The 26,960-nt window shown below is 53.2% G+C and carries 23 protein-coding genes; 1 reads left to right on the forward strand and 22 read right to left on the reverse strand.

Annotated elements, in window-relative coordinates; all coding sequences use genetic code 11:
- Positions 1-22 precede the first annotated feature (22 nt).
- The 4 genes from NMQ00_RS09200 to NMQ00_RS09215 all read right to left on the reverse strand — a co-directional run bounded on the left by NMQ00_RS09200 (position 23) and on the right by NMQ00_RS09215 (position 3,722).
- Positions 23-880: a MerR family transcriptional regulator gene (locus NMQ00_RS09200; RefSeq protein ID WP_255176464.1), complete on the reverse strand. Its 858-nt coding sequence runs from the start codon at positions 878-880 to the stop codon at positions 23-25.
- 163 nt (positions 881-1,043) lie between these two features.
- Positions 1,044-1,247: a hypothetical protein gene (locus NMQ00_RS09205; RefSeq protein WP_034777302.1), complete on the reverse strand. Its 204-nt coding sequence runs from the start codon at positions 1,245-1,247 to the stop codon at positions 1,044-1,046.
- Between the two features lie 41 nt (positions 1,248-1,288).
- Positions 1,289-2,716 (reverse strand): RecQ family ATP-dependent DNA helicase, encoded by a 1,428-nt coding sequence (locus NMQ00_RS09210; RefSeq protein WP_255176465.1) that lies wholly within the window; start codon positions 2,714-2,716, stop codon positions 1,289-1,291.
- Positions 2,700-3,722, reverse strand: coding sequence for a YpbB family protein (locus NMQ00_RS09215; RefSeq protein WP_255176466.1), 1,023 nt, complete (start codon positions 3,720-3,722; stop codon positions 2,700-2,702). Before NMQ00_RS09215 ends, NMQ00_RS09210 begins: the two co-directional genes overlap by 17 nt.
- Before the next feature lie 143 nt (positions 3,723-3,865).
- On the opposite strand from NMQ00_RS09215, the gene NMQ00_RS09220 reads away from it, so the two are divergent.
- Positions 3,866-4,114: a ferredoxin gene (locus NMQ00_RS09220; RefSeq protein ID WP_021067177.1), complete on the forward strand. Its 249-nt coding sequence runs from the start codon at positions 3,866-3,868 to the stop codon at positions 4,112-4,114.
- Positions 4,115-4,151: 37 nt separating this feature from the next.
- On the opposite strand, the gene NMQ00_RS09225 is transcribed toward NMQ00_RS09220, so the two are convergent.
- From NMQ00_RS09225 to infB, 18 genes are all read right to left on the reverse strand, one after another.
- Positions 4,152-4,958 carry a thermonuclease family protein gene (locus NMQ00_RS09225; protein WP_255176467.1) on the reverse strand — a complete coding sequence of 269 codons (807 nt, stop codon included), beginning with the start codon at positions 4,956-4,958 and terminating at the stop codon, positions 4,152-4,154.
- Positions 4,959-5,040: 82 nt separating this feature from the next.
- On the reverse strand, positions 5,041-6,000 hold the full coding sequence (locus NMQ00_RS09230; protein WP_255176468.1) for an ABC transporter permease: 960 nt from the start codon (positions 5,998-6,000) through the stop codon (positions 5,041-5,043).
- Positions 5,997-7,061, reverse strand: a complete 1,065-nt coding sequence (locus NMQ00_RS09235; RefSeq protein WP_255176469.1) for an ABC transporter permease — start codon at positions 7,059-7,061, stop codon at positions 5,997-5,999. Before NMQ00_RS09235 ends, NMQ00_RS09230 begins: the two co-directional genes overlap by 4 nt.
- Positions 7,058-8,584, reverse strand: a complete 1,527-nt coding sequence (locus NMQ00_RS09240) for an ABC transporter ATP-binding protein (protein ID WP_255176470.1) — start codon at positions 8,582-8,584, stop codon at positions 7,058-7,060. The genes NMQ00_RS09235 and NMQ00_RS09240 overlap by 4 nt, the downstream gene beginning before the upstream one ends.
- 61 nt (positions 8,585-8,645) lie before the next feature.
- Positions 8,646-9,731: a BMP family lipoprotein gene (locus tag NMQ00_RS09245; RefSeq protein ID WP_255176471.1), complete on the reverse strand. Its 1,086-nt coding sequence runs from the start codon at positions 9,729-9,731 to the stop codon at positions 8,646-8,648.
- Between the two features lie 128 nt (positions 9,732-9,859).
- Positions 9,860-10,579 (reverse strand): GntR family transcriptional regulator, encoded by a 720-nt coding sequence (locus NMQ00_RS09250; RefSeq protein WP_131434004.1) that lies wholly within the window; start codon positions 10,577-10,579, stop codon positions 9,860-9,862.
- 403 nt (positions 10,580-10,982) lie between these two features.
- Positions 10,983-13,169, reverse strand: a complete 2,187-nt coding sequence (locus NMQ00_RS09255; RefSeq protein WP_255176472.1) for a DNA translocase FtsK — start codon at positions 13,167-13,169, stop codon at positions 10,983-10,985.
- A 59-nt stretch (positions 13,170-13,228) separates the two neighbouring features.
- Positions 13,229-14,896 carry a ribonuclease J gene (locus tag NMQ00_RS09260; protein ID WP_131434000.1) on the reverse strand — a complete coding sequence of 556 codons (1,668 nt, stop codon included), beginning with the start codon at positions 14,894-14,896 and terminating at the stop codon, positions 13,229-13,231.
- A gap of 95 nt (positions 14,897-14,991) precedes the next feature.
- Positions 14,992-15,645: a M15 family metallopeptidase gene (locus tag NMQ00_RS09265; RefSeq protein WP_255176473.1), complete on the reverse strand. Its 654-nt coding sequence runs from the start codon at positions 15,643-15,645 to the stop codon at positions 14,992-14,994.
- Complete coding sequence (locus tag NMQ00_RS09270) at positions 15,642-16,895, reverse strand: lipid II:glycine glycyltransferase FemX (RefSeq protein WP_255176474.1); 1,254 nt, start codon at positions 16,893-16,895, stop codon at positions 15,642-15,644. Before NMQ00_RS09270 ends, NMQ00_RS09265 begins: the two co-directional genes overlap by 4 nt.
- A gap of 3 nt (positions 16,896-16,898) precedes the next feature.
- Complete coding sequence (locus NMQ00_RS09275; RefSeq protein ID WP_255176475.1) at positions 16,899-18,359, reverse strand: UDP-N-acetylmuramoyl-L-alanyl-D-glutamate--2,6-diaminopimelate ligase; 1,461 nt, start codon at positions 18,357-18,359, stop codon at positions 16,899-16,901.
- Between the two features lie 83 nt (positions 18,360-18,442).
- Positions 18,443-19,660 (reverse strand): M16 family metallopeptidase, encoded by a 1,218-nt coding sequence (locus tag NMQ00_RS09280; RefSeq protein WP_255176476.1) that lies wholly within the window; start codon positions 19,658-19,660, stop codon positions 18,443-18,445.
- A 50-nt stretch (positions 19,661-19,710) separates the two neighbouring features.
- Complete coding sequence (pnp, locus tag NMQ00_RS09285) at positions 19,711-21,927, reverse strand: polyribonucleotide nucleotidyltransferase (protein WP_255176477.1); 2,217 nt, start codon at positions 21,925-21,927, stop codon at positions 19,711-19,713.
- Between the two features lie 132 nt (positions 21,928-22,059).
- Positions 22,060-22,329, reverse strand: coding sequence for a 30S ribosomal protein S15 (rpsO, locus tag NMQ00_RS09290; protein WP_015881433.1), 270 nt, complete (start codon positions 22,327-22,329; stop codon positions 22,060-22,062).
- A 124-nt stretch (positions 22,330-22,453) separates the two neighbouring features.
- On the reverse strand, positions 22,454-23,380 hold the full coding sequence (locus NMQ00_RS09295; protein ID WP_255176478.1) for a bifunctional riboflavin kinase/FAD synthetase: 927 nt from the start codon (positions 23,378-23,380) through the stop codon (positions 22,454-22,456).
- A 15-nt stretch (positions 23,381-23,395) separates the two neighbouring features.
- Positions 23,396-24,304, reverse strand: a complete 909-nt coding sequence (gene truB / locus NMQ00_RS09300; RefSeq protein WP_255176479.1) for a tRNA pseudouridine(55) synthase TruB — start codon at positions 24,302-24,304, stop codon at positions 23,396-23,398.
- A gap of 48 nt (positions 24,305-24,352) precedes the next feature.
- A complete protein-coding gene (gene rbfA / locus NMQ00_RS09305; protein ID WP_021067161.1) occupies positions 24,353-24,703 on the reverse strand; it encodes a 30S ribosome-binding factor RbfA in 351 nt (116 codons plus the stop codon).
- Between the two features lie 18 nt (positions 24,704-24,721).
- Entirely contained in the window at positions 24,722-26,956 is a 2,235-nt protein-coding gene (infB, locus tag NMQ00_RS09310; RefSeq protein ID WP_214710613.1) for a translation initiation factor IF-2, read from the reverse strand.
- Positions 26,957-26,960: the final 4 nt, after the last annotated feature.

The raw sequence follows: 26,960 nt of genomic DNA on the forward strand, positions 1-26,960 counted from the left end.
CTACTCTCGTTTGTTCAACCTGTCAAATAGTTGACAACCACTCGGTCCATGCTTCGGGCGTATCTCCGAGGAAGGCCGATTCGAACTCAGAGGCGTGAAGGCTGACGGCATGACCGCCGGCCCCGATAACAAGTTCGGGATGGTCGGCTTGGATAAAGCGCATCGCTTCTTTCAAATCCTCAAGATGTTCCGTCAACGTGCATGAGAAAATCAAACACTTGGCGTCGATGTCGTGCAGTGCCACGTTCAAATCCTCTTTCGGGAAGCCCGCACCGAGGAAGATCACGTCGTATCCATATTGGCGCAAATAAAGCGTCACAAACAATAGGCCAATCTCATGCATCTCGCCCGGGGCACACACACAAATGATCCGCGGTAAAAATGGGTTCATCGGCATCTGTAGCGAGAGAGTGGACAAGCGAGCCCGCAAAAAAGCGGTCGCAAAGTGTTCATGCGCAATCGTGATGTCTCCATTCTCCCAACGTGTCCCGATTTCCATCAACAACGGACCAATGATATCTTTCGTGACTTTTTCAAAGCTGAATGTATTAAAGGCACGATTGATCAAATCGTGCGCCTTGCGTTCGTCAAATGAAAGTAACGCCTCGAGCAACCCCTCCATCAGTTCCTCGTCATAGAGACGGGCAGGCTTCGGCTTCGGGGCTTCATGAAGTTGTTGGATCGCTTGGGATACGGTCAGGCCTTCGCGTTGTTTTTCAACAACCCATTTAATCTTTTCGACGTCTTGGTCGGAATACAAGCGATGACCGGATTCGGTCCGGCTCGGCACGATGAATTGATAGCGGCGTTCCCACGCTCGAATCGTCGTCGGATTGACGCCGGTGAGCGACGCGACCGTCTTAATGGAGTACTTCGGCACAGCAGCCCCTCCTTTCCTACAGGTTCTTCTTTTTTAGTATAGACCCATCTGAAGCGCTTTACCTGTTTTATTGTGCAATTCTTGTGAGAAATTGGTGAGATGGTGCAATCGATTCGACAAAACAAGGAACGTACACAAAAAATACGACGTCCCCGTCGTATTGTCAGAAAAATATTGTATGACGACCTATATATAAAAATACGAGAATAATGGCAAACATCGTCAATGTCAGCATCATGGCGAGCGGCCGTTTCAGCCAATTGTCGTTTAATTTTTCTTTCCGCTCATGCTCTTGTCGCTCAGCGCGAGACGGCAACGTGTCCACCACTTGTTCACGAAGTGAGTCCGCTTGGTTCCGATGTCGCAACGTGTGCCCTCCTTTACCTTTTTTATCATTTTACTATGATATCAATCAAAGGAGAAGATACGAGATAAACGATGTTTCCAATCTGTCACATTTTTAGACACAATTTGAACCGACGGCGGGAAAACGATTTCCCCACAGACGTCGCAACAATCGGCTTGTTTGACCGGTTGCTCCGAGAAATAGTTCAACAAGTAATCCCGCCGACACGTCTTGATGAGGGCATAGTCCATCATCTGTCCGAGTTGGCGATAGCGGGCCTGCTTTCTATCTTTTACCCAGTCGATCGCCTCGGCAAGCGTCCGCTCAGCGAGCATTTGACTCAACAAACCCCAGACCGGGTCTTCCTCGTTCAATCGCAACAGGCGTGGCAGCTGAGCCAAACTCGTGCCGTTGTCGCGTTCCAAGTAGGCGAGACGGATATCTTTGTCTTTCGGATATTGTTGGTCAATCAAAAACTGTTGGATGCGTTCGTCGCCTTCGGCATAGAGCAAGACGGCAAAAGCCGGTTCCCCGTCCCGTCCGGCACGTCCGATTTCTTGCATGTACGCCTCGAGCGTGGCCGGAATCTGATAATGGATGACCGACCGGACGTTATCTTTATTCACGCCCATCCCGAACGCGCTCGTACATACCATGATGGCGACTTCATCTCGCAAGAATTGCGACTGCACGAGCCGGCGGTCCTCGGTCGACATGCCGCCGTGATAGAACAAGGCATCGTCGAGATGAAGGGCGAGCGCCTCGGCCTCACGCCGGGTCGCCGTATAGATGACGGCCGGTTTCGGCACATCGTGGACGAGTTCACTCAACCGCCGCATCTTATCCTCTGATTCGAGGCGTTCGACGATCAGACGAATCTCAGGACGGTTCGCTGAATGGACGAACTGCGATGGCGAGAACAACGCCAACTTCTCGATGATATCCCGTTTCACCGTCTCTGGGGCCGTCGCGGTGACGGCCATGCATTGCGGACTGCCGAGCTGTTTGCGCAACTCGCCTAAGCGCGCGTACTCAGGACGGAACTCGTGCCCCCACTGCGAGATACAGTGCGCCTCGTCGACGACGAGCATTTGAATTTTCGTCCGTGCGAGCGCCCGCGTCACGTGCGGCACGGCGAGTTGTTCAGGCGATAAATATAAGAAGCGGTAACGTTTCAAATGGTTCAAGATGTCCTGCTTCTCTTCAAGTGTCTCCATCGACGTCAATCGCGCCACCCCGCGCTCACCTCGTTCGCGGATATGGAGCATCTGGTCCTCGATCAGCGACAAGAGCGGCGACACGATGATGGTCAGCCCGTCATTCTTAATATAAGACGGGAGTTGGAACGTCAACGACTTGCCGGCCCCGGTCGGCATGATGGCGAGCACGTCTTGCCCGTCGGCGACCGCATCGATTACCTCACGCTGTCCCGGACGGAAAGTGTCATAGCCGAACACCCGCTTCAACGTCTTTTCAAACAAATGTCTCACCTCGTTTCAATCGTGCGAACACCAATCGGATTTGATAATAACTGATTCCGTCGACTTGTTCAAAAATCGGCTTGAGCGCCCAGCTCGACTCGTCACGCAGCTGTTCGACTTGCTTGATTTGCTCGAGCGGAACGAATTGATCGAGCGGGAACTCGTCTAAATACATCGCCATCTCGACGACGTGGTCCTCGATCGTGCTCGTGCGTAACCGCCGCTGTGACTGGACTTGTTGGAACGATCGGCCGGCCAAAAACTGTTCGTACGATCCCCGCGCCGACAACGTCATCCGTTCGCTCGATAGACCGTGAGCGAAGCCGAGCAACTTGGCGTCCCGCGGCAACTTCCACAGCAGGGCGTTCCATCCGGCCAAAAAGTAGAGCCGGGCTGTCCGCGCATCGACGTCCAAGAGCGCCGCGATTTGTTCATACGTGTATCCTGTCTCGAACGCGCCCGTGAACCGATAGACGACGGCGGTCGCATACGGGTCTCCGACTTCCTCAAGTGCCGTCTCGAGCTCTTGATGAAAGCTACGGATGAGCGGTTGCCACTCCCGCTCGGTCCGAACGATCTGTTTGACCCAACGCTCGGCCAACCGGTCGGCCTGAACCGGGTAGAATGTCCGCTCATGCTCGAGCGACATGAACGTCTGAACGAACAAGCTGAGCCGCTTCCACGTCATCGTGGTGTAGTCCCGGTACTCACCGCCGAGACGGTCGAACAGCTCGCTGACGGCCTCCGGGGAAGCGAGCATTTTGCCGGCCTCGGTCAACGTGAAGCTTGAGCGATTGAGCCAGCCTCGCTTTTCGAACGAAGCGAGCAACTTTTCATAGTCGTACTTCGTATAGGGGAACAATCCGAAAATCGGTTCCAAGTCATAAAAAAAGGCATCTTGCAGCGTTGTCGCCGAACGTTTGCCGTTCAACACATGAAACAAACTGCGTTCACTGCGCTCACCTTTCAAGCGCTCGATTGAAAGCAACAACACCCCGTCCGCTAAATGAACCATCGTTCCACCTCCTCGGTCAAAATTATGCTTCCAAAACGTTATTCGTTTCCTCATTGAAATATTTGGGTATGTAGACTACAATTACTCATAGTCAGTAGAAAATCATTTCTATGCAGAGAGACGAAACGTATGGAGGGTTACAAATGGCAAAATTTACGATTGTTGATAAAGATACATGTATCGCATGTGGGGCCTGCGGAGCAGCCGCCCCAGACATCTTCGACTATGACGACGAAGGCCTCGCGTTCAACTTGATGGACGACAACACGGGCACGATCGAAGTCCCGGACGAATTGTATGAGGACTTGATGGACGCCTTCGAAGGGTGCCCAACCGACTCGATCAAAGTCGCGGACGAATCGTTCGACGGCGACGCGCTCAAGTACGAATAAGCGAGACATGTGTGCCATCTCGGCACACATGTCTTTTTTATCGGGCTGCTTTCCGGAAACCCGCCTCAATCGCCTCTTGTTCTGAACAAAACATCTCTTCCGGGATCGTGCGCTCGTAGCTCGCGCCACCCGGAACGTGATAAATCTTCTCTCCGTCCCGATTGATATTCCCTTTAATGTCGCACTCGTCCGTGTCCCGTCTTGGCTGGGCCGGCTCGGTCGCCTCGTGGTCGAAGCCGTTGCCGGTCACATAGTCCTCAAGACTCCAAATCCCGAGCAACTCTTGACGCGCGGTCCGCTCGACGTCTCGGAACGCATCGATGTGTTGCGTGTTCGGCGCATATACATAGGCGACACGCGCCAACCCGCGACGCAATAATTCCTCGTTCAGCATCGCATCGTCATACCAGACGTAGGCGAGCGTTCGTTGATAACGATCATAGCGTCCGACGTCATATTCGAGCGTGACTGTATCCCCTTCCGGCAGCCAGCGTTCGACGAACGATTTCGCATCTTCCCCGAACGGTTGGACCGGCAGTGTCGGATGGCTCGTCTCCGGCGTATCGACGAGCAAGAGACGAATCGATTCGGTCGCTCCGTTCTCGAACTCGACTTTGAGTGTGTCGCCATCGATGACGCGGTCGAGCGTGACCGTCTCAGTCTTGCCGAGCGGCCGTGCGACTTGTTGCGGGACCGACGCCGACGGGAAGTCGGCCTCGAGTTCGACGAGTGATTCCGGCGGGTCGATTTGTTCGGCGAACCAGTCGTCGACGGAGCAACCCGCGAGCGAAACGCTCAGCACGATAGCGATCAGCAGTTGCCACCATTTTTTCAATTGTCTCACCTCTACACCAGTATAACAAAAAAGGTTGTTTGACTTAAGCGTCAAACAACCTGGATGAAATGGACATTTGTCCTTTTGATGATTAGCGTTTCCCTTTAATATATGGGATACCGACCGATTTCGGTGCATCGGCACGTCCAACGACACCTGCGAGGGCGAGGATCGTGAGCGCGTACGGTGCAATCAAGAGCAATACTTGCGGCACGTTGCTGATGACCGGCAAATTACTTCCGATGATCGATAGCGCTTGGGCGAAACCAAAGAAGAGGCCGGCCCCGAGCGCACCGAGCGGATTCCACTTCCCGAAGATCATGGCGGCGATGGCCAAGAACCCTTGACCGACGATCGTCGTCCCACTGAAGTTCGTCGTGACGGTGACAGCGTACACTGCGCCAGCGAGACCACCGAACGCTCCTGAGAGCATGACGCCCATGAAGCGCATTTTCGTGACGTTGATTCCCATCGTATCAGCCGCCATCGGGTGTTCCCCGACCGAGCGGAGACGAAGACCGAACGGCGTCTTGAAGATGACGAACCAGACGACGAAGGCAAGAATGATCGCGATGAACGACGTGTATTGGACGTTGATGAAGAACATACGAAGCACCGGGATATCCGATAAAATCGGCACGTTCTCTTTCGCGATCCGATACTCGATGAAATCGGTCTGGCCTTTGTTATAGAGCACGCGGACGACGAAGATGGCGAGACCGATCGCGAGCATGTTGATCGCGACCCCGAGTACCGTCTGGTCGGCCCGCCACAGGATGGCCGGCACAGCCAAGAAGAGCGAGAAGAGCGCACCGACGACCATGGCGACCAAGAGCGAGATCCATGGGCTGAGACCGCCAAGCCCCATACTTGTCAACGTGAGCGTCGTGATGATCCCTGTCGCGGCACCGATGACCATGATACCTTCTAAGGCGATGTTGACGACACCCGAACGTTCACTGAAGATCCCGCCGAGCGCCGCGATGATGAGTGGAGTCGCATAGGCCAACGCGACCGGAACGACGATATAGAGGACTTCTAAGAAGCTCATTTTTTCTCCACTCCTTTCTTACGATTTCCTTTGAATTTGTCGATCACGTAGTTGAACGCATAACCCGACGCCACGAAGATAACGATGGCCGCGATGATGACTTTGACGAGCTCAGACGGAATGTTCGCCCCGAGCTGCATCGCGAGTCCCCCGATATTGAGTCCGGCGAACAAGATGGCTGCCAAGACGACACCGACGGCCGTGTTCGCACCGAGAAGCGCGACGGCGATCCCGTCGAAACCGACTCCGGTGAATGAGGCACTGAGCGTCATCCCGTTGAACGTACCGAGACCTTCCATCGCCCCGGCGAGTCCTGCGAACATACCTGAGATGACAAATGACAAGATGATGTTTCGATTAACGCTCATCCCCGCATATTGCGACGCATGTTTGTTGAAACCGACGGCCCGAAGCTCATAACCGAGCGTCGTCCGTTGCAAGATGTAGTAATAGACGATCGCCGCGAGCACGGCGACGAGGACACCCCAGTGCAAGCGTGAGAACTGCGTCATTTCTTGGAGCCATGGCGACGCGAGCGACGCCGAATCGTTGATTGACTCGGTCCGTTCGTTCGTCACGCCGATGACACTACGCAAAATCGCGTTCGTCGTGTACAAGGCGATATAGTTCATCATGATCGAGGTGATAACTTCGTGGACGTGGAACTTGGCTTTCAAGAAACCAGGTACGAACGCCCATGCAGCTGCCGCGAACATGGCCGCGAGCAGAGCGAGCGGCAAGTGGATGAACATCGGCAAATCAAAGTTGATTCCGACGTAAACGGCTGCCACCCAACCGATCAATACTTGGCCTTCGACCCCGATGTTGAACAGGCCAGTCCGGAACGCGAATGCGACCGCTAAACCTGAGAAGATGAGTGGTGCTGCGGCGCGAAGTGTCTCGCCGATTGCATACGGGCTACCGACCATGCCATCGAACAGCGACGAGAACCCTCGAATCGGGTCATAGCCGCCGATGAGCATGACGATCGCCCCGACGAGAAGTCCCATCAAGATCGACAAGAGCGGGATGAGCAGTCGATTAAAGTTTAACTTATTCATACTGTTTCTTCTCCTCTCTTACCGCCGGCCATCAAGAAGCCGAGTTCTTGCTCCGTCGTCTGTTTCGGATCACGGATCCCGACAATTTTGCCTTCATATAAGACCGCGATCCGGTCCGCGACGTGTAAAATCTCTTCGAGCTCGAAAGAGATCAACAAGACGGCGCGTCCTTTTTCACGTTCTTTGATGAGCTGTTCATGAATGAATTCGATGGCCCCGACGTCAAGACCTCGTGTCGGTTGCGCCGCAATCAACAAGTCCGGCGACCGGTCGACTTCACGGGCGATGATGGCTTTCTGCTGGTTCCCGCCTGATAGGGCACGGGCCGGCACATCGACCGATGGAGTTCGGACGTCAAACTTCTCAATCAGCGCTTTCGCTTTCTCCGCAACGGCTTTATAGTTCATCAAACCACGCTTCGAAAACGGCTCTTTATAATACGTTTGGAGGACCATGTTGTCCCGAATCGTATAGTCGAGGACGAGGCCGTGCTTATGACGGTCTTGCGGGATGTGGCCGACACCAGACTCCGTCACTTTACGTGGCGTGAACCCGGTCACGTCTTTCCCATTCAACAATATTTTTCCAGACTCAGGTTTCTTCAAGCCTGAGATGGCTTCAATCAACTCGGTCTGTCCGTTCCCGTCAATCCCGGCAATCCCGAGGATCTCACCTGAACGAATCTGTAAATCCAAGCCGTCGACGGCTTCAAGTCCGCGACTGTCTTTGACGACGAGTTTTTGGACGTCGAGGACGACTTGCTGTGGATCTGCCTTGGAATATTCCGCATCAAAGTTAACTTCACGCCCGACCATCATTTCTGCCAAACGGTCTTCGTTGACCGTCTCGTCGATATCGATCGTACCGATATAACGCCCGCGACGGATGACCGTACAGCGGTCGGCGACTTGCATGATCTCTTTCAATTTATGCGTGATCAAGACGATGGATTTACCTTCTTCGATCAGACGCTTCATGATTTGAATGAGTTCTTGAATTTCTTGCGGCGTCAGAACAGCAGTCGGCTCATCAAAGATCAAAATCTCGGCCCCGCGATAGAGCGTCTTCAAAATCTCGACCCGCTGTTGCATCCCGACCGAGATGTCCTCGATTTTCGCATCCGGATCGATCCGAAGCCCGTACTGTTCCGAGATGTCCATGACTTTTTTACGTGCCGTCGCCCGGTCGACCGTCAGTCCACTCTTCGGCTCTGAGCCGAGGATGATGTTCTCGGTCACCGTGAACTTCTCGACGAGCATGAAGTGTTGGTGTACCATGCCGATCCCGAGTTCGTTGGCGATGTTCGGATTCTCAATGTTCACTTTCTCCCCGCGCACGCGGATCTCCCCGCCTTCCGGCTGATAAAGACCGAACAGGACGTTCATGAGCGTCGATTTCCCGGCACCGTTCTCGCCGAGCAACGCATGAATCTCTCCTTTGCGCAATTGGAGGGTGATATTGTCGTTGGCAACGAACGTTCCGAACTCTTTGCGAATATTGAGCATTTCAATTACATATTCCAAGAAAGTCCACCCCTAACTTTAAGTAAAGGGAGACCGCATGGGTCCCCCCTAACTCAATGAATTATTTTACTGTTTTCATGAACTCTTCGAACTCAGCGTCAGTTGCTGGAGCCGTGATGTCTCCGTCAATCAACTGAGTACGGTACTCTTCAACTTTTGCGAGGACGTCAGCTGAAACGTTCTCATCAGATGTTTCAGCAATACCTACACCGTCATCTTTCAATGAGAACTCAACGATTTCGCCCGCTGGGAACTTATCTTCCATCGCAAGTTTCGAAACTTCGTAAGTCGCCGTGTCAACACGTTTGACCATTGAAGTAAGCGTTACGTTCTCTGGCAGACCTTCTTCATATTGGTCACGGTCAACCCCGATGACCCATACATCTTCACCATTTTTGCTACGGTTTTTCGCTTCTGTGAATACCCCTACACCTGTACCGCCTGCTGCGTGATAGATGATGTCAGAGCCTGCGCCGTACATACCTGAAGCGATGGCTGTTCCTTTTTCAGCAGAGTTGAAGTCTTCAGCATATTTGACGTCGATCGTCGCATCCGGGTTAACGGCCATGACGCCGGCTTTGTATCCGTTCTCGAACTTCTTGATCAAGTCAGACTCGACGCCGCCGATGAAGCCGACTTTGTCAGTCGTCGTTGTGAGACCAGCGACGACACCGACGAGGAATGAACCTTCTTGCTCTTTGAACGTGATTGATGCGACGTTCGGTGCATCCACGACCATGTCGACGATTGCGAAGTTGTTGTCTGGGAACTGCTCAGCAACTTTTTTGATGTCTTCGCCCATCAAGAAGCCGATTCCGTAAATCAAGTTGAAGTTATCGCGCGCCAATTGTTGCAAGTTTGGCTGGTAATCTGCTTGTTTTGATGATTGAAGGTATTTGAAGCCTTCGTTCTCAGTCAAGCTGTTGTCTTCCCCGAATTTCGTAAGACCTTCCCAAGCTGATTGGTTGAACGACTTATCGTCGACACCGCCCGTATCGGTTACCATGGCTACTTTGAAGTCGCTGCCTTCGCCGCCGCCTTCACCGTTTGAAGCTCCTTCATTGTCATCCCCGCCACATGCTGCGAGTACTGTCGAGAGTGTGAGACCTGCTGCTAAAGCTGAGAGAATTGTTTTTTTCTTGTTCATCGTCGTGTTTCCCCTTTCGGATCATAACAATTAAGGTTGTCATGTCATCAGTAGTCTTTACACCGGTATAAGAAAGCGCTTTCACGCTATTCCCCAAAAATAACCGTTTCCGGAATGAACGAACGTGCTTAGACGCGTTTTCGAACGACGTGGAAGTCGAAGCGGTCCGCTCGGAAAAAGTTCGCCGAATCGAGCAGCGGTAAATCGCTCTCATCGTAATGCAATTGCTTTAATGCCAGTAACGGTTGGTCCGTCTGAAGTTGCGTCGAGATTTCAGCGTTCACACTCGGTTCGATGTGCGTGATCGCATATGCGACCCGACGTCCTACCTCTGTTTCGAGCGCATCAAACAACGACTTCCCTTCCGTCAACGCCTTCGGATTCGAGACGAGATGGGCTGGGATTTTATCGACACAGTAGACGACTGGTGTCTCATCCGCATATCGAATCCGGACAATCCGATAAATCGGTGAGTTCGGTTCGATTTTCAAACGCTCGGCTTCCCTCTCGGTCGCTAGAACCTTTTCGGCCACTAACACTTTCGTTCCTGGTGTCATTTTGGCGCGCATAATCATGTCCGTGACGCTGAACAGCTCTTCAATCCCTGAAGTGAACGGGGGTTTTGAACTGATGAATGTCCCGACGCCATGTTTTCGCACGACAAATTTTTCGTCTTCGAGAATCCGAAGCGCTTCCCGGAGTGTCGCTCGACTGACTCCTAATTGCTTCGACAACTCGAATTCTGAAGGAAGTTTCTCTCCTTCACGATAGACACCATCGTCGATATCTTGCTTGATTTTCTCAATCACGCGAAGATAGAGCAAGCGATGATCGAGCTTGATCGACATGGGCCTCACCACCTTTACCTATTTCTTACCAGTGCTCAGACATCTGACGTATGAATGTCCTTGCCAATATTAAGTATAGGGATATGAGAAATAGAACGCAATACTTTTTGTTCGGAATCAGGGAAATATTTTAACGTGAAGGGATTATGTACTTTTCATAGTCTATATTACCTGTTCTGGCAGGCTTTGAAAAGAAATCGTAAAATGAAAACGGTATTAAAAAATGAAAGCGATTCAACAGTTTTAGTAGTATGTCTTAATGACCCGAATAGGTCAGATGTGCTATATTAGTTCGTTCCAACATGACTTATTCTTCGTTCATCCTAATCGGGCGATTTTTTACCAAGTTAAATAAAAAACGAACATTCAGGATAATTTATCCCCAAATGTTCGTTTTTTATTTTTATGCTTCTGGTTGGTTGATAAGCACTTTCCTAGGCTTCGAGCCTTCAGACGGCCCGACATACCCGGCTTGTTCGAGTGAATCGATTAAGCGGGCGGCCCGGTTATAACCGATGCGGAATCTTCGTTGAATCATCGAGGTCGAAGCTGTCTCCTGTGTCAAAATGAATTGAACGACTTCCTCGAACAGTGAATCGTCCGAATCAATGGTCGTGACTTCTTCTTCTTTCGGCATCATGGCCTCGACGTATTGGGCCCGTTGCTGAGCAATGACATGGTTGACGACCGTTTCGACTTCTTGGTCCGATACGAACGCGCCTTGAACACGAATCGGTTTGTTCATCCCGTTGGCGAGCATGAGCATGTCCCCCCGTCCAAGCAGCTTCTCGGCCCCGCCCCCGTCGAGGATGGTCCGTGAATCGGTTTGCGACGAGACGGCGAACGCGATCCGTGACGGGATGTTCGCTTTGATGACGCCGGTGATGACATCGACCGACGGACGTTGGGTGGCGAGCACCATATGGATTCCCGCTGCCCGAGCCATCTGAGCGAGACGCATGATGGCGTCCTCGACGTCGTTCGAGGCAACCATCATCAAATCGGCTAGCTCATCGACGATGACTACGATGAACGGCAGACGCTTCGCGTCCTCATCGTCAGACTTATCGACGAGTTCGTTATATCCTTCGATATTCCGGACGCCGTAGCGGCTGAACAACTCATAGCGTCGTTCCATCTCGGCAACAACTTGTTTAAGCGCTTGGGCTGCTTTCTTCGGATCCGTCACGACCGGTGTCAACAAATGCGGGACACCGTTATAGACGTTCAACTCGACCATTTTCGGGTCAATCATCATGAGACGGACCTCGTCGGGACGCGTGCGCATCAAGAGCGACACGATCATCCCGTTAATACAGACCGATTTCCCGGAACCGGTCGACCCGGCGACGAGCAAGTGTGGCATCTTGTTCAAGGCAATCGTCACCGTCTCTCCGCTGATGCTGCGTCCAAGGGCGACGAGGAGTGGCGACTGTTCCCGCTTGACCGGATCGGCCTCGAGCACTTCACGGAGACAGACCGGGGCCACTTCCTGGTTCGGTACTTCAATCCCGATGGCCGCTTTGCCAGGGATTGGCGCCTCGATGCGGATATCTTTGGCGGCGAGGGCGAGGGCGAGGTCATCACTTAGCGAGGTGATGCGACTCACTTTGACCCCAATATCTGGCTGTAGTTCATATTTCGTCACCGTCGGTCCGAGGTGAATTTTCAATACTTTCACGCCGACACCGAACGATTTGAGTGTTTGTACGAGTTTCGTCGCGTTTGCTTTCAAGCGGGCGTTCTCGCCGGACAAATCGGTCACGACCGGCTCGCTGAGAATCGTGAACGTCGGCAGCTCATACGTGTCCGATACGTCTTGTGACGCCGTCATCATCATGTCCTCGGTTGGTAGCTCGGTCACTTCTTCCGCCTGTGCCGCTTCTTCCGCTTTCGGACGTTTCTCGGCGACGACTTTCTCGCTGAATCCGACGATCGGAATGTCGTGCATCGTCACCGCGTCTGCTTCAGCCTCGGCTTCGACCGTGGTCGGCGCAGGCTCGACTTTCGCCGGGGCCGAAACTGCCTTTTTACGATTTGACACCGGGGCCGGTTTGACCCGTTCCCGGTCGTGCCATTCTTGTTTGATGGCCGTACTCGTCTCCAGTAGTCTAGCCCCGAGTGTCCGCCAAATCGTCGGAGACAACAGCGAGATGCCGACGATCATGCAAAGGGCCCCTAAAAAAATAATTCCGAAATCGGAGAGCAAATATTGGTTGAGTCGATAGAGCGCCCCATTTACCTCACCCCGTTCGCCCCCCCAAACGAGATCACCGAACATGAGAAACGAGACGAACAGGAACAAGATGCCCGTCCGCTGCATCGGGCGAAACTCATTTAGAAAGACGAGCAACGTGAACGCGATTGCCAAATACGTCAGTGCCCCCCAGCCCCCGAACAACGTCGTTGCGAGGAGCGACGTCTGATTGCCGACCCATCCGAAATCGAACAAGGAGAAGATGAACGCCGTGATCGATACGACGAATGCGATCCAGCCATATGTACGTAGTGGGATCGGCTGTTTTTTCGCACGTCTCGTCGTCGGTCGCTTCCGCTTCACCGGAGTTTTTCTCGTTTTTTGTGCCACCATAGATTCCTCCTAAAAAAACAAGGCAAAAGTCTGATGACTTTTGCCTCAATCTCAATTCCTTAAATCTCCATGATGATCGGCAAGATCATCGGACGACGTTTCGTCTGTTCGAACAAGTAGACGCTGAGCCGCTCGCGGATATTTGATTTCAACTCGGTCCAATCACTTCCAGCTTGGAGACTCTTCTCGATCTGTTTCGTGACGATGCGGTTCGCTTCTGAGATCATCTCTTCTGATTCACGCATATAGACGAATCCGCGCGAGATGAGTTCCGGTCCTGAAATCAATTTCTTCTGTTTCCGGTTCAACGTGACGACACAGAGGACGACGCCGTCTTGTGACAAGAGACGACGATCACGGAGGACGATATTACCGACGTCCCCGACCCCAATCCCATCGATCAAGACGTTACCGGCCGGTACTTTCCGGGTCATCCGGGCTTTACGTCCCGTGAACTCGACGACATCCCCTTTTTCGACGATGAAGATGTTGTTCGACTTCACACCGACTTGCTCGGCGAGTTTTGAGTGGGCCATCTGCATCCGGTACTCCCCGTGAATCGGGAGGAAGTACTTCGGTTTGACGAGATTCAACATGAGCTTGAGTTCTTCGGCCGAACCGTGTCCCGAAACGTGTACTTTGCGTTGGTTATAGATGACGTTCGCTCCTGAGCGGAACAGCAGGTCGATCGTCTTCGAGACCGACTTCTCGTTCCCTGGAATCGGTGTCGCCGCAATGACGACCGTATCGTTCAAGCGGATGTTCACTTGTTTATGGGCGTTGCGCGCCATGCGCGTCAAGGCCGCCATCGGCTCACCTTGCGAACCGGTCGTCAAGATGACAACTTTGTTGTCAGGCAAACGATTCACTTGTGAGAGCTCGACGAGCGTCTTCGGTTTAAAGCGCAAGTAGTTCAGCTTCTGGGCCACTTCGACGATATTGACCATGCTACGGCCAACGACGGCCACTTTGCGGTCATTCGCCTCAGCTGCCGCGAACACTTGTTGCAGACGGTGCACGTTCGAAGCGAACGACGCGACGATGACGCGGCCTTCGGCTTGATAGATGACATCGTTCAACTCGGCGCCGACGAGCGACTCCGAACCGGTTTGTCCAGGGCGTTCCGCGTTCGTCGAATCTGACAAGAGGCAGAGGACGCCGCGTTGGCCGATGGCTGCCAACTTGTTGAAGTCCGACTGTTTCCCGTCGACCGGTGTGTAGTCAAACTTAAAGTCGCCCGTATGTACGATGGCGCCTTGTGACGTTTGGATACAGACACCGACACAGTCCGGGATCGAGTGGTTAACGCGGAAGAAAGTGATGAAATGATCAGCGATAGTCAATTTCGTTTTGGCGTCAATCAAACGGAGGTCGACTTCTTTCAATAAGCCAGCCTCTTTCAATTTGAGCTCGATCAAACCGAGCGTCAATTTCGTCCCATATACAGGAACATGTTTCAAATCACGGAGTACGTAGCTGAGCCCACCGATATGGTCTTCGTGACCATGGGTGATGAAAATCGCGCGTACCCGATCTTTATTTTCTTTCAAATACGTAATGTCCGGGATGACGATATCAATCCCGAGCATCTCATCGCCTGGGAACATAAGGCCGGCATCGATGACGAAGATGTCGTCGTCTAGTTCCACGACGTACATGTTCTTCCCGATTTCGCCTACGCCTCCAAGCGCAAAGACGCTAACGTTCTCTGTCTTCTTCTTTGACACTAACAAAAACCTCCTAGATGTTGCATATTCTGTTTCGTCCACTTATCGCTACTAAATATTGTATCGGAAAACTGCTGATATGCCAACATTTCCGTTCAATCGACGAGAGGTTTCATCACATCGGCGAGCGGCATCGTCGCTTTGTTGTCCGGACGTTTCCCGGAAGCGAGCTGACGAATCGACAAGCCAAAGTCCATTTGTAAATGCGGATAGTCCGGGAAACTTCTCCAATCCCCGCCCCATTCGAAACCGAGCGCTTTGCCGAGCTCCCCTAACTCTTGCCAATCGGGTTCGTCTGACCGGTTGTGATCCGACTCAAGATTGTAGTCGGCACGATTGTCATGGATGATGACGAAATCGACGGCGAGCCCATAGTTATGGTAGCTCTCGCCTGCTTTGGCGTTCGTCACGACTTGACCTGGTTTGGAGCGGCCTTGAGCGTAGAGCGCGTTCTGCTCATCTTCCGAACGATAACCCGATGTCAGGCGGACCTCGAGGCCGAGGCACGAGTAGGCCAGGCGTACGAACGACTCACTCCGCTCGCGTACGTGTGGATGCAGCTTCGCGAACGCCTTTTCACTGCGCTCGACGATGACGTCTTCTGAGCCCGGGTTGCGTTCACACATCCCCGCTTCGAACGTCGGTTCATCGACCCACGGCATCGGGCCCGAACGTGACAACGTATACGCTAAAAAGATTCCGACTAAAAACGCCGTCATCGCGAACGTCAAAACGCCGGTCCATTTCATCGGCGCAACCGTTTACGGAGTCCTTTGACGAGCGGTAATCCCGTCTCGAGGGCGAAATAGAGCGGACGATTCAAGACGAGGTCGAACTCGCCGACCTTCTCGATCATATCGCTGCCCCAGCCCGACTTGAACGCATAGAGCCCTGCGTATTCATCTTCAGGCTCCGTACTACCCGATACGCCACCGAAATCGTAGCGTTCGGCACCGCTCGCCTTGGCCGCTTGCATCATCGTCCATTGCATAAGATGGTTCGGCATGAACTCACGGAACTCGTTCGAAGACGCCCCATACAGGTAATAGGAGCGTCGTCCGGCAAGCGTCAACAGACCGCCCGACAAGACGAGTCCGTTCGGGTATTTCTCGTGCAACTCCGTCAGTTCAGGCAACGCGGCTTGAATCTTCTCGATTTGCTCACGTGTCTGCTTTTGACGGTTCAACAGGCTCGTCCGTTTCTTCTCGACCGTCTCCGTCTCGAGTGACCGTTCGATTTTTCCGAGGTCCCGCTCTGCTTTTTCAAGCGTGGCCATCTGCTGGTCGAGTGCGAGTTTCGGTTCAAGTTTTGTCAAGAATAGGCGCGCGTCATCAGGTTGCAGGCAATCGTATAGGTTCTCGAAATAGTCGAGGCCGCGGATGGCGAAACCGTCACGCTCGCCTGTCACTCTCATCAAGTCGGCGAACGTCTTGAGCCCGTCACGACCGACTTCTGTGCAGACGATGCCTTTTCGTTCGGCCAGACGGACGTTATAACGGAATTTATGATGAAATTTGCCGAAGATGTCTTTCTCGCTCGGACGCAAGTCCGTCTCCATCGTGAACCGGGGCTGGGCGTAATCGAACCCGCCCCCGTATCCTTTATGGACAAAACCGAGACTTGCCATCTCGGTCAAGAGACCAGGCACTTCCTCCCGATCGATATTCGGGTCGATCTTCACGGCGATCGCTTTGTTCGTCTTGGCGACCCGCTTCGCTTCCTCGGTCAACGCCCGCAAAGAAGCCACGTCGTCATAGTCGACGACAAAGCCGCGCGGTGCATAGCAAAGCGTGAATGGGAGTTTCGGTACGCGTTTGAACAAGAGTAACGCGACCCCGCTCGTCACACCATCGGTCGCGACGGCGATCCGCTCGGCGAACCAGCCGTTTTGTCGTTTGACGTTGGCCCAACTCGAAAGCTGAAGCAAGTCCCCGCGGTCATGTGTTTTGACGAACTCGTCATGCTCTTTCTCTGTCAAGGTGATCGGTTGTACTGCCATAAATCATGATTCCTCCGTCTTCAAAATTGTCGCTCGGACGATCGCTTCTTCATCTAGCGGAATTTTCTCATTGCCAATGATTTGATATTTCTCATGCCCTTTGCCGGCCAGGACGACGATGTTATCGGACTCGGCCAATTTGGCCGCGTAGCGGACCGCTTCTTCGCGGTCCCCGATCTCAACGAAATTGTCGTGGGTCATCCCGGCAGCGATGCCGCTCGTGATCGAGTCGTAGGCTTCAAAGCGTGGATCATCCGTCGTGATGACGACCGTTCCCGCATACTTCGAGGCCATCTCTCCCATCGTCGGTCGCTTCGTGACGTCCCGATTTCCGCCTGTCCCGATCAAGAACACGATCTTCTCTTTCGGCACGCCGACAAGTGACTTCAAGCATTGCTCGATGCCGTCGGGCGTGTGGGCGTAATCCGCATAGACGTTATAGCCCGGCACATCGAGGCGTTGCATCCGTCCTTTGGCCGGATGGATCGCTTCGAGCGCCTGGACGATTTCAGGCAAACGATACCCAGCCGCGAGTAGGCAACCTGTCGCGAGCAAGATGTTATACACGTTGAAGCGGCCGATGAATTGAACCGTCAACGGATGGCGTTCGCCTTGATAGTTGAGGCAAAAGCTCGTCTCTGACAGCGTCTGAACGATATCTGATGCCGTCACGTCTGCCATCGTGTCAATCGCATAAGTAATCACTCGCGCCCCTGTCATCGTCTCATACAGCTTGCTGTACGGGTCGTCTGCGTTCAGTACGGCGACCTTGTGACGTGACGCCATCTGTCCGAGCTGGGCGAACAGTAAGCCTTTCGCTCGCGCATAGTTCTCGAACGTGCCGTGGAAATCGAGATGGTCGTGCGTCAAGTTCGTGAATCCGACGATATCAAAGTCCGTCCCGATAACGCGGCCAAGTTCGAGTCCGTGCGATGACACTTCCATCATCACATCGGTCACGCCTTCTGCGTGCATCCGGGCGAGCAACTGTTGCAGCTCCGAGCTTTGCGGCGTCGTATTTTTACTCGGGACGACCGTATCGTTGATGCGGACCTCGACCGTGCCGATCAATCCGGTGCTATGACCGAGCTCGGTGAGGACGTCGCGCAGAATCGTCGTTGTCGTCGTCTTGCCGTTCGTTCCCGTGATCCCGAACAGACGCATCTGTTCAGACGGATACTGATAGAACGCCGACGCTAAGAGGCCGACCGATCGTGTGCTGTCGCGCACGATCAAGTTCGGTACGCTCAATTCGAGCGGACGCTCACTGACGACGGCTACGGCCCCTTTACTGACCGCCAATTCGGCATAGTCATGGCCGTCGACCGTATAGCCTTTGATGGCGACGAACAGCGTCCCAGGGACGACTTCTCTCGAGTCGGTCGTCACATGGGTCACTGGGATGGCTTGTAAGTTTGGTTGATTAATCAATTGAATGTGGTTAGCTAAATCCGTTAAGTTCAAGTCTTTCCCTTCTTTCACCTGTTCCTGTCCAAAGTAAAGAATACCTCTTAATCAGTGTAGAGAACTTACAATTCGGTTTCAAGTCAGTCTTCGGACGGAAGGACATAAGATTTGGCAGGGGCGTGGCTGAGCACCTCTTTGATTAAGGCGTTGACGTCACGCGTTTCAATGCGGTCGACTTTGTCGAGCACCTCGTTCAAGTCTTCGACTTCATCGAGCAGGACGAGGTTCCGCCCGTTGCGGTTCATGCGTGCGCTCGTGCTCTCGTTCCCGAGGACGAGAGACCCTTTCAATTGCCGTTTGCCTTTCTCGATTTCCTCGTCGGACAGCCCGTCCGCTTTCAGCGTCTCGAGCTCACGCGTCATAATCGTCTCGACTTGGGCGAGCGTATCCGGCGATGTCCCGATATAAATCGTGAACGTCCCGTGATCGTCGAACGTCGTATAGTACGAGTAAATCGAGTAGGCGAGGCCTTCCTCTTCTCGAATCGACTGGAACAGCCGTGACGACATCGTCGCTCCGATGGCATTGTTCAACAAAGCCAAATGTGGAAGCCGGTCGTCTTTGGCGGCAATCGCCTCGAAGTTCCAGCACAAATGTGCCTGCTCCGTCTCTTTCTGTTTTTTCACCACGTCGCTATACAAAATCGGCGTCGTCGATTCTTTCGGTGATTCCCCTGATGGAAGGTCGGCAAACCTTCTCTTGACCGCCTCGACCAACTCGTCCGGCACGTGGCCGGCGATCGAGACGACAACACGGTTGCCCGTATACGTCGAGGCGACGTAGCGGAGCAATTGCTCCCGTGATAGTCCGAGGACACTCGTTTCCGTCCCGAGAATCGGTTCGGCGAGGATATCGTCCTTATAGACGGCTTTCGCGAGCAGCTCATGCACGAGGTCTTCCGGCGTGTCCTCATACATTTTAATCTCTTCTAAGACGACCCGCTTCTCTTTCTCGAGCTCTGTCTCATCAAATAGCGAATCAAACAACATATCGGCAAGGGCATCGAAGGCGATGACCGCGTGTTCGTCGAGCGTCTTCACGTAATAGCACGTGTGATCTTTCGACGTGAACGCGTTGACGCTGCCCCCCAGCTCATCGAAGAACGAGGCGATCTCTTTTGCGGTTCTCGTCTTCGTTCCTTTAAATAGCATATGTTCAATCAAGTGACTGATGCCGATCTCGGTCATGCCTTCGGTCCGGGTCCCGGCTTTGATGAAGACGCCGGTCGACGTGCTACGCACATCCGCCATCGGTTCAATCACGATGCGGACGCCGTTGTCTAATGTGATCCATTCCATGTTATCACTCCTATGAAAAAGGCCATCGCACCAGACGATGGCCATCATGTTTAGTTTGTCGAGCGTGGCGGACGACGGTCTCCGTCACGACGCGGCGGACGGCTGTCACGTGGTGGACGGCTTTCACGCTGCGCTTTGCGTTTGGCTTCGTATGCTTCGCGTTCTTCCGGTGACAATCCTTCAAGGATCAGCACTTTGTGCGAGGCGTTGACTCGGCCTTTGTCATCGATTTCCGTCACGCGGACTTTAATTGTATCGCCAAGTTTGACGACGTCTTCGACGTTCGCGACACGCTCTAAGCTGAACTCAGAGACGTGGACGAGCGCGTCCTTGCCTTTGAACAACTCGACGAACGCGCCGAACTTCTCAATACGACGAACAGTCGCATCGAACTCTTCGCCGACGACGACTTCGCGGACGATGTCGCCGATGAGGGCCATCGCCATGTCGATGCCATCTTGATCAGTCGACGCGATGAATACCGTCCCGTCTTGCTCGATATCGATTTTGACGCCCGTTTGGTCGATGATGCTGTTGATCATCTTCCCGCCCGGTCCGATCACGTCACGGATCTTGTCCGGATTGATCGTCATCGTCACGATTTTTGGTGCATACTTCGACAACTGCGGACGCGGTGCGTCGAGTGTCTCAAGCATATGGTTCAAGATGTGGAGACGGCCTGAACGAGCTTGTTCGAGTGCCTCTTCCAAAATCTCACGCGTGATCCCAGCAATTTTGATATCCATTTGGAGCGCCGTGATCCCGTCTTTCGTTCCAGCGACTTTGAAGTCCATGTCGCCGAGATGATCTTCGAGACCTTGAATGTCCGTGAGGACCGTATAATGTTCGCCTTCCATGATGAGACCCATCGCGATCCCGGCAACCGGTGCCTTGATCGGGACCCCTGCATCCATGAGAGCGAGCGTCGAGCCACAGATTGATGCCTGTGAACTTGAACCGTTCGACTCGAGTACTTCCGAGACGAGACGAATCGTGTACGGGAAGTCGGCTTCTTTCGGGATGATTGGCAGAAGTGCACGTTCTCCTAGGGCACCGTGACCGATTTCACGACGACCTGGCGCACGCACCGGACGAGCTTCTCCGACCGAGAACGGCGGGAAGTTGTAGTGGTGCATGAAGCGTTTGTTCTCTTCTAATCCAATCCCATCGATGATTTGCGCATCACCGATGACACCGAGCGTCGCGACCGACATGACTTGCGTTTGACCACGTGTGAATAAACCGACACCGTGGGCGCGTGGCAATAAGCCCGTTTCTGACGCGAGCGGACGGATGACTTCCGGACGACGACCGTCAGGACGAACTTTATCGACCGTGATCAAGCGGCGGACTTCGTCTTTGACGAACTTGTTCAAGATGCCAGACACTTCTTTCAACTTGGCTGGTTCGTCAGCGAGCATTTCTTCATAGGCAGCAACGTATTTAGCAATCACTTCGTTGATGGCTTCGTCACGTGCATGCTTCTCTTCGACTTGGACCGCGGCGTTGATTTCTGGACGAGCTGCTTCGAGCTCAGCCGTCAAGACGTCATCAAACTTCGATACCGTGTATTCGAACTTCGGTTTCCCGACAGCTTCCACGATCTCCGTTTGGAACGCGACCAATTTCTTGATCTCTTCGTGACCGAACAAGATTGACTCGAGCATGACGTCTTCCGGTACTTCGTTGGCGCCTGCTTCAACCATGTTGATCGCAGTTGCCGTTCCGGCGACTTGGAGCTCGAGGTCTGTCTGTTCGAGCTGAGCTGTCGTCGGGTTGACGACGAACTCACCGTTGACGCGTCCGACTGTCGCTCCGGCGATCGGCCCGTCGAACGGGATGTCTGAAATCGAGAGTGCAATCGACGTTCCGAGCATACCGGCCATCTCAGCCGAGCAGTCCGGGTCGTTCGACATGACGTAAATCATCACTTGGATATCGTGGCGGAAACCGTCCGGGAAAAGCGGACGGATTGGACGGTCGATGAGGCGCGATGTCAAAATCGCGTTCTCCCCAGGACGACCTTCCCGACGGAGGAAACCTCCTGGAATCTTACCGACCGAGTATAATTTTTCTTCATAGTTGACCGTGAGCGGGAAGAAATCTAAATCCTTCGGCGCTTTCGATGCTGTGACCGTGGCGAGCACGACCGTGTCCCCATAACGGACGAGTGCCGAGCCGTTTGCTTGTTTCGCAAGTTGGCCGACTTCTACAGACAGCGGACGTCCGCCCCATTCTGTAGAAAATACTTGTTTCGTACCTAACATGAACATTCTCCTCTCAAACCTTATCTAGTTTATTATGTAACTCATTCATATGAATGTCTAATGATTTTCCTTTAAAAAAAGAAGAAACGGACTAGGAACAAGTGTCCCAGCCCGTCACATGGTCCGTTCGGATTAACGACGGAGACCAAGGCGTTGAATCAATTCACGGTAACGTGTAACGTCCTTGTTACGAAGGTACGTAAGCAAGTTACGGCGACGTCCAACCATTTTCAAAAGACCGCGACGTGAGTGGTGGTCTTTCTTGTGTGTACGAAGATGATCGTTTAAAGTGTTGATTTGTTCAGTCAATACTGCAACTTGAACTTCCGGTGAACCAGTGTCACCTTGTTTTGTCGCGTATTCCGCGATGATTTCGTTCTTACGTTCTTTTGAGAGTGCCATTGCCTCTCCACCTCCATTTAATAGAAAATTGCCGCGTTGCCGAGCCGACGTTGGTGAATCGATCAGCCAAGCGAAGCGGTGTACTTTGCGTACCAAAATAGGATACCGTACCACCCATGCAAAGTCAAGACAGGATTGCCCGAGCGGCCGTCTCATCTTGCTTGAGTTGGGCGATGAGCGAGTCGAGCCCGTCGAACGCCCGCTCGTCCCGTAAATAGTGCATCCATTCGATTTCAATCAATTGCCCGTATAAATCTTCCGAGAAGTCGAACAGGTGGCTCTCGATCGAGACGTCACCGGTCGCATAAAACGTCGGCCGCCGACCGACGTTCGTCATTGCGTCGAACGTCCGGCCGTCTTGAAGCCGTACACGCGTCGCGTAGACACCGAGACGCGGCATGACGTACGACGCGTCCATGACGACGTTCGCTGTCGGGTAACCAATCGTCCGGCCACGGGCGTCGCCGTGAATGACTTCCCCACAGATGACGTACGGTGTACCGAGCAGCTCGCTCGCCACATCGACGTCTCCGGCCCCGAGCAATTGACGAATCCGCGTCGATGACACTTTTTCGCCGCCGCTCGTCTGTTCAGCGACGACCGAGGTCGTGAAGCGACCGCGCGCATGATACGGTAGCGTCTCCATCGTCCCCTCGCCGAATTTACCGTACGAGTAGTCAAAACCTGCCGTCACATGGACCGCACCGGCACCAATCAAATAGTCATCCACGAACTGTTGCGGCGACAGGCTCGCCAACTCTTTCGTGAACGTGATGACGATGCACCGTTCGACACCGAGGGCGGCAATCCGGTTCAATTTCCGCTGGAGCGGTGTGATATAACGGACCGCATCCGGTTTGTTCGATAACACTTGTTTCGGGTGCGGGTCGAACGTGATGACGGTCACGGGCACGTCAAGCTGTTTTGCTTGCGCCTGCGCATGCCGAATCACGGCCTGATGTCCAGTGTGCACGCCGTCGAAAAATCCGAGCACCATCACCGAAGGGATCAGGTCTGGTGTCTCAGGATACGTCAGATGGATCGTTTCCATACTTCAATCTCCCCTTTAGTCGATGGTCAACATGACCTCGACAGTTGCGTCTGTTGTTCCGTCAAGCCGTCGATAGAGGGCAAGTGGAATTCCTTCTTCATTATAGACAGTAAACAGTTCAAATTCGAGCGAGACGTCGTTCAAACGACCCCCGTTTCGAATATATCGTTCTCGATTGGCTGGAATCGTCATGGCCGGCCAACGCTTGATGACCTCTTCGAGCGGGATGAGATGGTTCATCCGTTCCTCGACCGTCTCGAGGTCGGCCAGTTGCTGCAACGTGACGGCGGCCGTCTCCTCAAACGAGCCAGACCGGGTCCGTCGCAGGTCACTCATGTGGGCCGGATAGCCGAGCCGCTCCCCGATTTGAACGGCGAGCGTCCGGATGAACGTCCCTTTGCCACATTCGACGTCGACTCGGAAGCGGCAGACGCCATCTTCCATGACCGGCTCAGTCGTGCGGACGAGTCGATGGATTTCGACGATGCGGCGCGGCCGTTCGACCGTCTGACCTTTGCGGGCGTATTCGTACAATTTCTTCCCGTTCACTTTGACGGCTGAGAAGTAAGGCGGGATTTGCTCGATTTTCCCCGTCAACGTCTCGAGGACACGATCGATGTCCGCAGCGGTGAACGCCTCCGGACCGACCTCGCGCGTCTCGACGATCTCGCCATGGGCATCCTCGGTCATCGTCGCCGTCCCGATGGTGATTTCGGCGGCGTAGCGTTTGCCTTCATCAGTCAGAAACCGTGACAGTTTCGTCGCCCGTCCGAGACAAATCGGTAGAACACCGGTCACTTCCGGGTCGAGCGTGCCGGTATGTCCGACTTTTTTGGTTTGGAACAATTTACGGAGCTTGAACACACAGTCGTGGCTCGTCATGCCGCTGTCTTTATCTAAAATCAGTACACCTGTTGGTTCCATCTGAATTCCTCCCATCAAAAAAGGGGAGACGCGAGTCCCCCCTTCAATTTATTGGTCGTTCCGATTTAAGTCACGAATCAATGAGTCGATATGGCTACCATATGCGACCGATGAATCGTATTCGAACGACAATTCTGGCGTTTTCCGAAGACGGATGCGGCTCCCGATCTCGCGGCGAATGAATGCGCTCGCCTTATCGAGACCAGCTTGCGTTTCGGCCTTCACCGTGGCGTCGTCTCCGAGCACCGTGTAGTAGGCTGTCGCTTGCTGCAAGTCTCCCGTCACATCAACGCTCGTGATTGTAGCGTTCTTCGTACGTGGGTCGTTGACTTCACGGAGCAAGATATCTGTAATCTCTTTACGCATCTGCTCTGCGACGCGTTGGGCACGAATGTTCATACGTGTTCCCTCCTCGCTTTATTTACGTTCAACTTCTTTCATGATGAACGCCTCGATGACGTCCTCCACTTTAATATCGTCGAACTTCTCTACTTTAATCCCACACTCGTAGCCTGTCGCGACTTCTTTGACGTCGTCTTTGAAGCGGCGGAGCGTATCGAGTTTTCCTTCGTACACAACAATCCCGTTACGGATGATGCGGACGCCGGCATCGCGTGAGATTTTACCTTCTGTAACGTAACAGCCGGCAATCGTACCGACTTTCGAGACTTTGAAGACGTCACGGACTTCAACTTGTCCTGTGATTTCTTCAACGAACTCAGGGTCGAGCATCCCTTTCATCGCGCTCTCGATTTCATCGATGGCGTTATAGATGATCCGGTGCAGACGCATTTCAACATGCTCCTGCTCGGCCATCGACCGGGCGTTACCATCTGGGCGGACGTTGAATCCGATGATGATCGCATTGGCCGCCGAAGCGAGAATGACGTCACCTTCTGTGATGGCACCGACACCTTGGTGGACGATGTTGATTTTGACGCCTGCGACGTCGATTTTGCGGAGTGAACCAGCGAGTGCTTCAGCCGAACCTTGAACGTCTGCTTTGATGATGACGTTCAAATCTTTGACTTCGCCTTCTTGAATGCGGCTGAACAAGTCATCAAGACTAACTTTAGCCGATTCGCGACGCTGTGATTCGAGGTAACGTTGGTAACGTTTTTCCCCGATTGCACGTGCTTTCTTCTCATCTTCGAACACGATGAACTGGTCACCGGCTTGTGGGACATCGTTCAATCCTGTAATCTCGATTGGCGTCGATGGACCGACTTCTTTCACACGACGACCGATATCGTTGACCATGGCCCGGACGCGTCCGAACGTGCTACCGACGACAATCGAGTCACCGATGCGAAGTGTCCCGTGTTGAACGAGAAGCGTGGCGACAGGACCGCGGCCTTTGTCGAGCTTCGCTTCGATAACCGAACCGCGAGCTGGCATTTCTGGCGTTGACTTGTACTCTTCGACTTCTGAAACGAGTAAGATCATCTCGAGCAACTCATCGATTCCCTCGTCCTTCAAAGCTGAGATCGGTACGAAAATCGTTTCGCCGCCCCACTCTTCCGGTACAAGACCGAACTCTGTCAATTCTTGTTTGACGCGGTCAGGGTTTGCGCCTTCTTTATCCATTTTGTTCACAGCGACGATAATCGGCACGTTTGCCGCTTTCGCGTGTGAGATGGCTTCTTCTGTCTGTGGCATGACGCCGTCATCCGCTGCGACAACGATAATCGCGATATCCGTCACTTCGGCTCCACGGGCACGCATCGTCGTAAAGGCGGCGTGACCTGGTGTGTCGAGGAACGTGATCTTTTTATCGTTGACTTCAACTTGATAAGCACCGATGTGCTGCGTGATTCCACCGGCTTCACCAGCAACGACTTTCGTGTTGCGGATCGAGTCAAGAAGGGTTGTCTTACCGTGGTCGACGTGACCCATGATCGTGACGACAGCTGGACGCTCGACAAGCTCATACTCAGAGAAGTCGATTTCTACTTCTTCAAAGTCCGTCTCATCGATGAGAACTTCTTTCTCGACTTCGTAACCGAATTCAGTTGCAAGCAACTCAATCGTCTCGTCATCAAGTGTTTGGTTGATTGTCGCCATGACACCAAGACCCATCAACTTCATGATGATCTCGTTTGGCTTTTTATCCATCTTCGCAGCGAGGTCCGATACGCTGAGGACATCATCGTACTTGATGACGTTGCCCATTTCAGACTCTTGCGCTAAACGAGCCGCTTTACGTTGACTCGTTTTCGAATTTGGATCCGCTTCTAATGGCACGGCTGCTTTCGCAGGTTTGCCTTTGAATTTACCACCGCGCTTTTTGTTGCGGTTGTCGTTGCGGTTGTTGCCGAAGCGGTTGCCACCACGGTTGCCCGCTTGATTGCTTTGACCACCAGACGCTTGTGGGCGTGCTTTCGGTGCTTCTTGCTTGGCAGCAGGCTTCGCGTCAGCCGGTTTTGACTCGGCAGACTTCGTTTCAGCCGGTTTCGTTGCAGCTGGTTTTTCTTGCTTGTCAGCCGAGCGGTATTTCTCAGGGTTGAAGACACGGTCGAGTTGCTTGACCGACTCCTCATCTAAGACAGCCATGTGGTTTTTCACTGGCTTGTTCATTTTCTCGAGCTGAGTAATGACTTGTTTACTTGTTACATTCTGTTCTTTTGCAAATTCATAGACGCGTTTTCCCAAAGCA

Origin of the sequence: Exiguobacterium aurantiacum, from assembly GCF_024362205.1 — a bacterium.
Classification (GTDB): Bacteria; Bacillota; Bacilli; order Exiguobacteriales; family Exiguobacteriaceae; genus Exiguobacterium; species Exiguobacterium aurantiacum_B.

Coding starts and splice junctions, on each gene's coding strand:
- NMQ00_RS09215 (WP_255176466.1), bottom strand. CDS start 3,722: ATGGTTCATTTAGCGGACGGGGTGTTGTTGCTTTCAATCGAGCGCTTG.
- NMQ00_RS09220 (WP_021067177.1), top strand. CDS start 3,866: ATGGCAAAATTTACGATTGTTGATAAAGATACATGTATCGCATGTGGG.
- NMQ00_RS09230 (WP_255176468.1), bottom strand. CDS start 6,000: ATGAGCTTCTTAGAAGTCCTCTATATCGTCGTTCCGGTCGCGTTGGCC.
- NMQ00_RS09235 (WP_255176469.1), bottom strand. CDS start 7,061: ATGAATAAGTTAAACTTTAATCGACTGCTCATCCCGCTCTTGTCGATC.
- NMQ00_RS09245 (WP_255176471.1), bottom strand. CDS start 9,731: ATGAACAAGAAAAAAACAATTCTCTCAGCTTTAGCAGCAGGTCTCACA.
- NMQ00_RS09250 (WP_131434004.1), bottom strand. CDS start 10,579: ATGTCGATCAAGCTCGATCATCGCTTGCTCTATCTTCGCGTGATTGAG.
- NMQ00_RS09255 (WP_255176472.1), bottom strand. CDS start 13,169: ATGGTGGCACAAAAAACGAGAAAAACTCCGGTGAAGCGGAAGCGACCG.
- NMQ00_RS09265 (WP_255176473.1), bottom strand. CDS start 15,645: ATGAAATGGACCGGCGTTTTGACGTTCGCGATGACGGCGTTTTTAGTC.
- NMQ00_RS09270 (WP_255176474.1), bottom strand. CDS start 16,895: ATGGCAGTACAACCGATCACCTTGACAGAGAAAGAGCATGACGAGTTC.
- NMQ00_RS09280 (WP_255176476.1), bottom strand. CDS start 19,660: ATGGAATGGATCACATTAGACAACGGCGTCCGCATCGTGATTGAACCG.
- pnp (WP_255176477.1), bottom strand. CDS start 21,927: ATGTTAGGTACGAAACAAGTATTTTCTACAGAATGGGGCGGACGTCCG.
- rpsO (WP_015881433.1), bottom strand. CDS start 22,329: ATGGCACTCTCAAAAGAACGTAAGAACGAAATCATCGCGGAATACGCG.
- NMQ00_RS09295 (WP_255176478.1), bottom strand. CDS start 23,380: ATGGAAACGATCCATCTGACGTATCCTGAGACACCAGACCTGATCCCT.
- truB (WP_255176479.1), bottom strand. CDS start 24,304: ATGGAACCAACAGGTGTACTGATTTTAGATAAAGACAGCGGCATGACG.
- rbfA (WP_021067161.1), bottom strand. CDS start 24,703: ATGAACATTCGTGCCCAACGCGTCGCAGAGCAGATGCGTAAAGAGATT.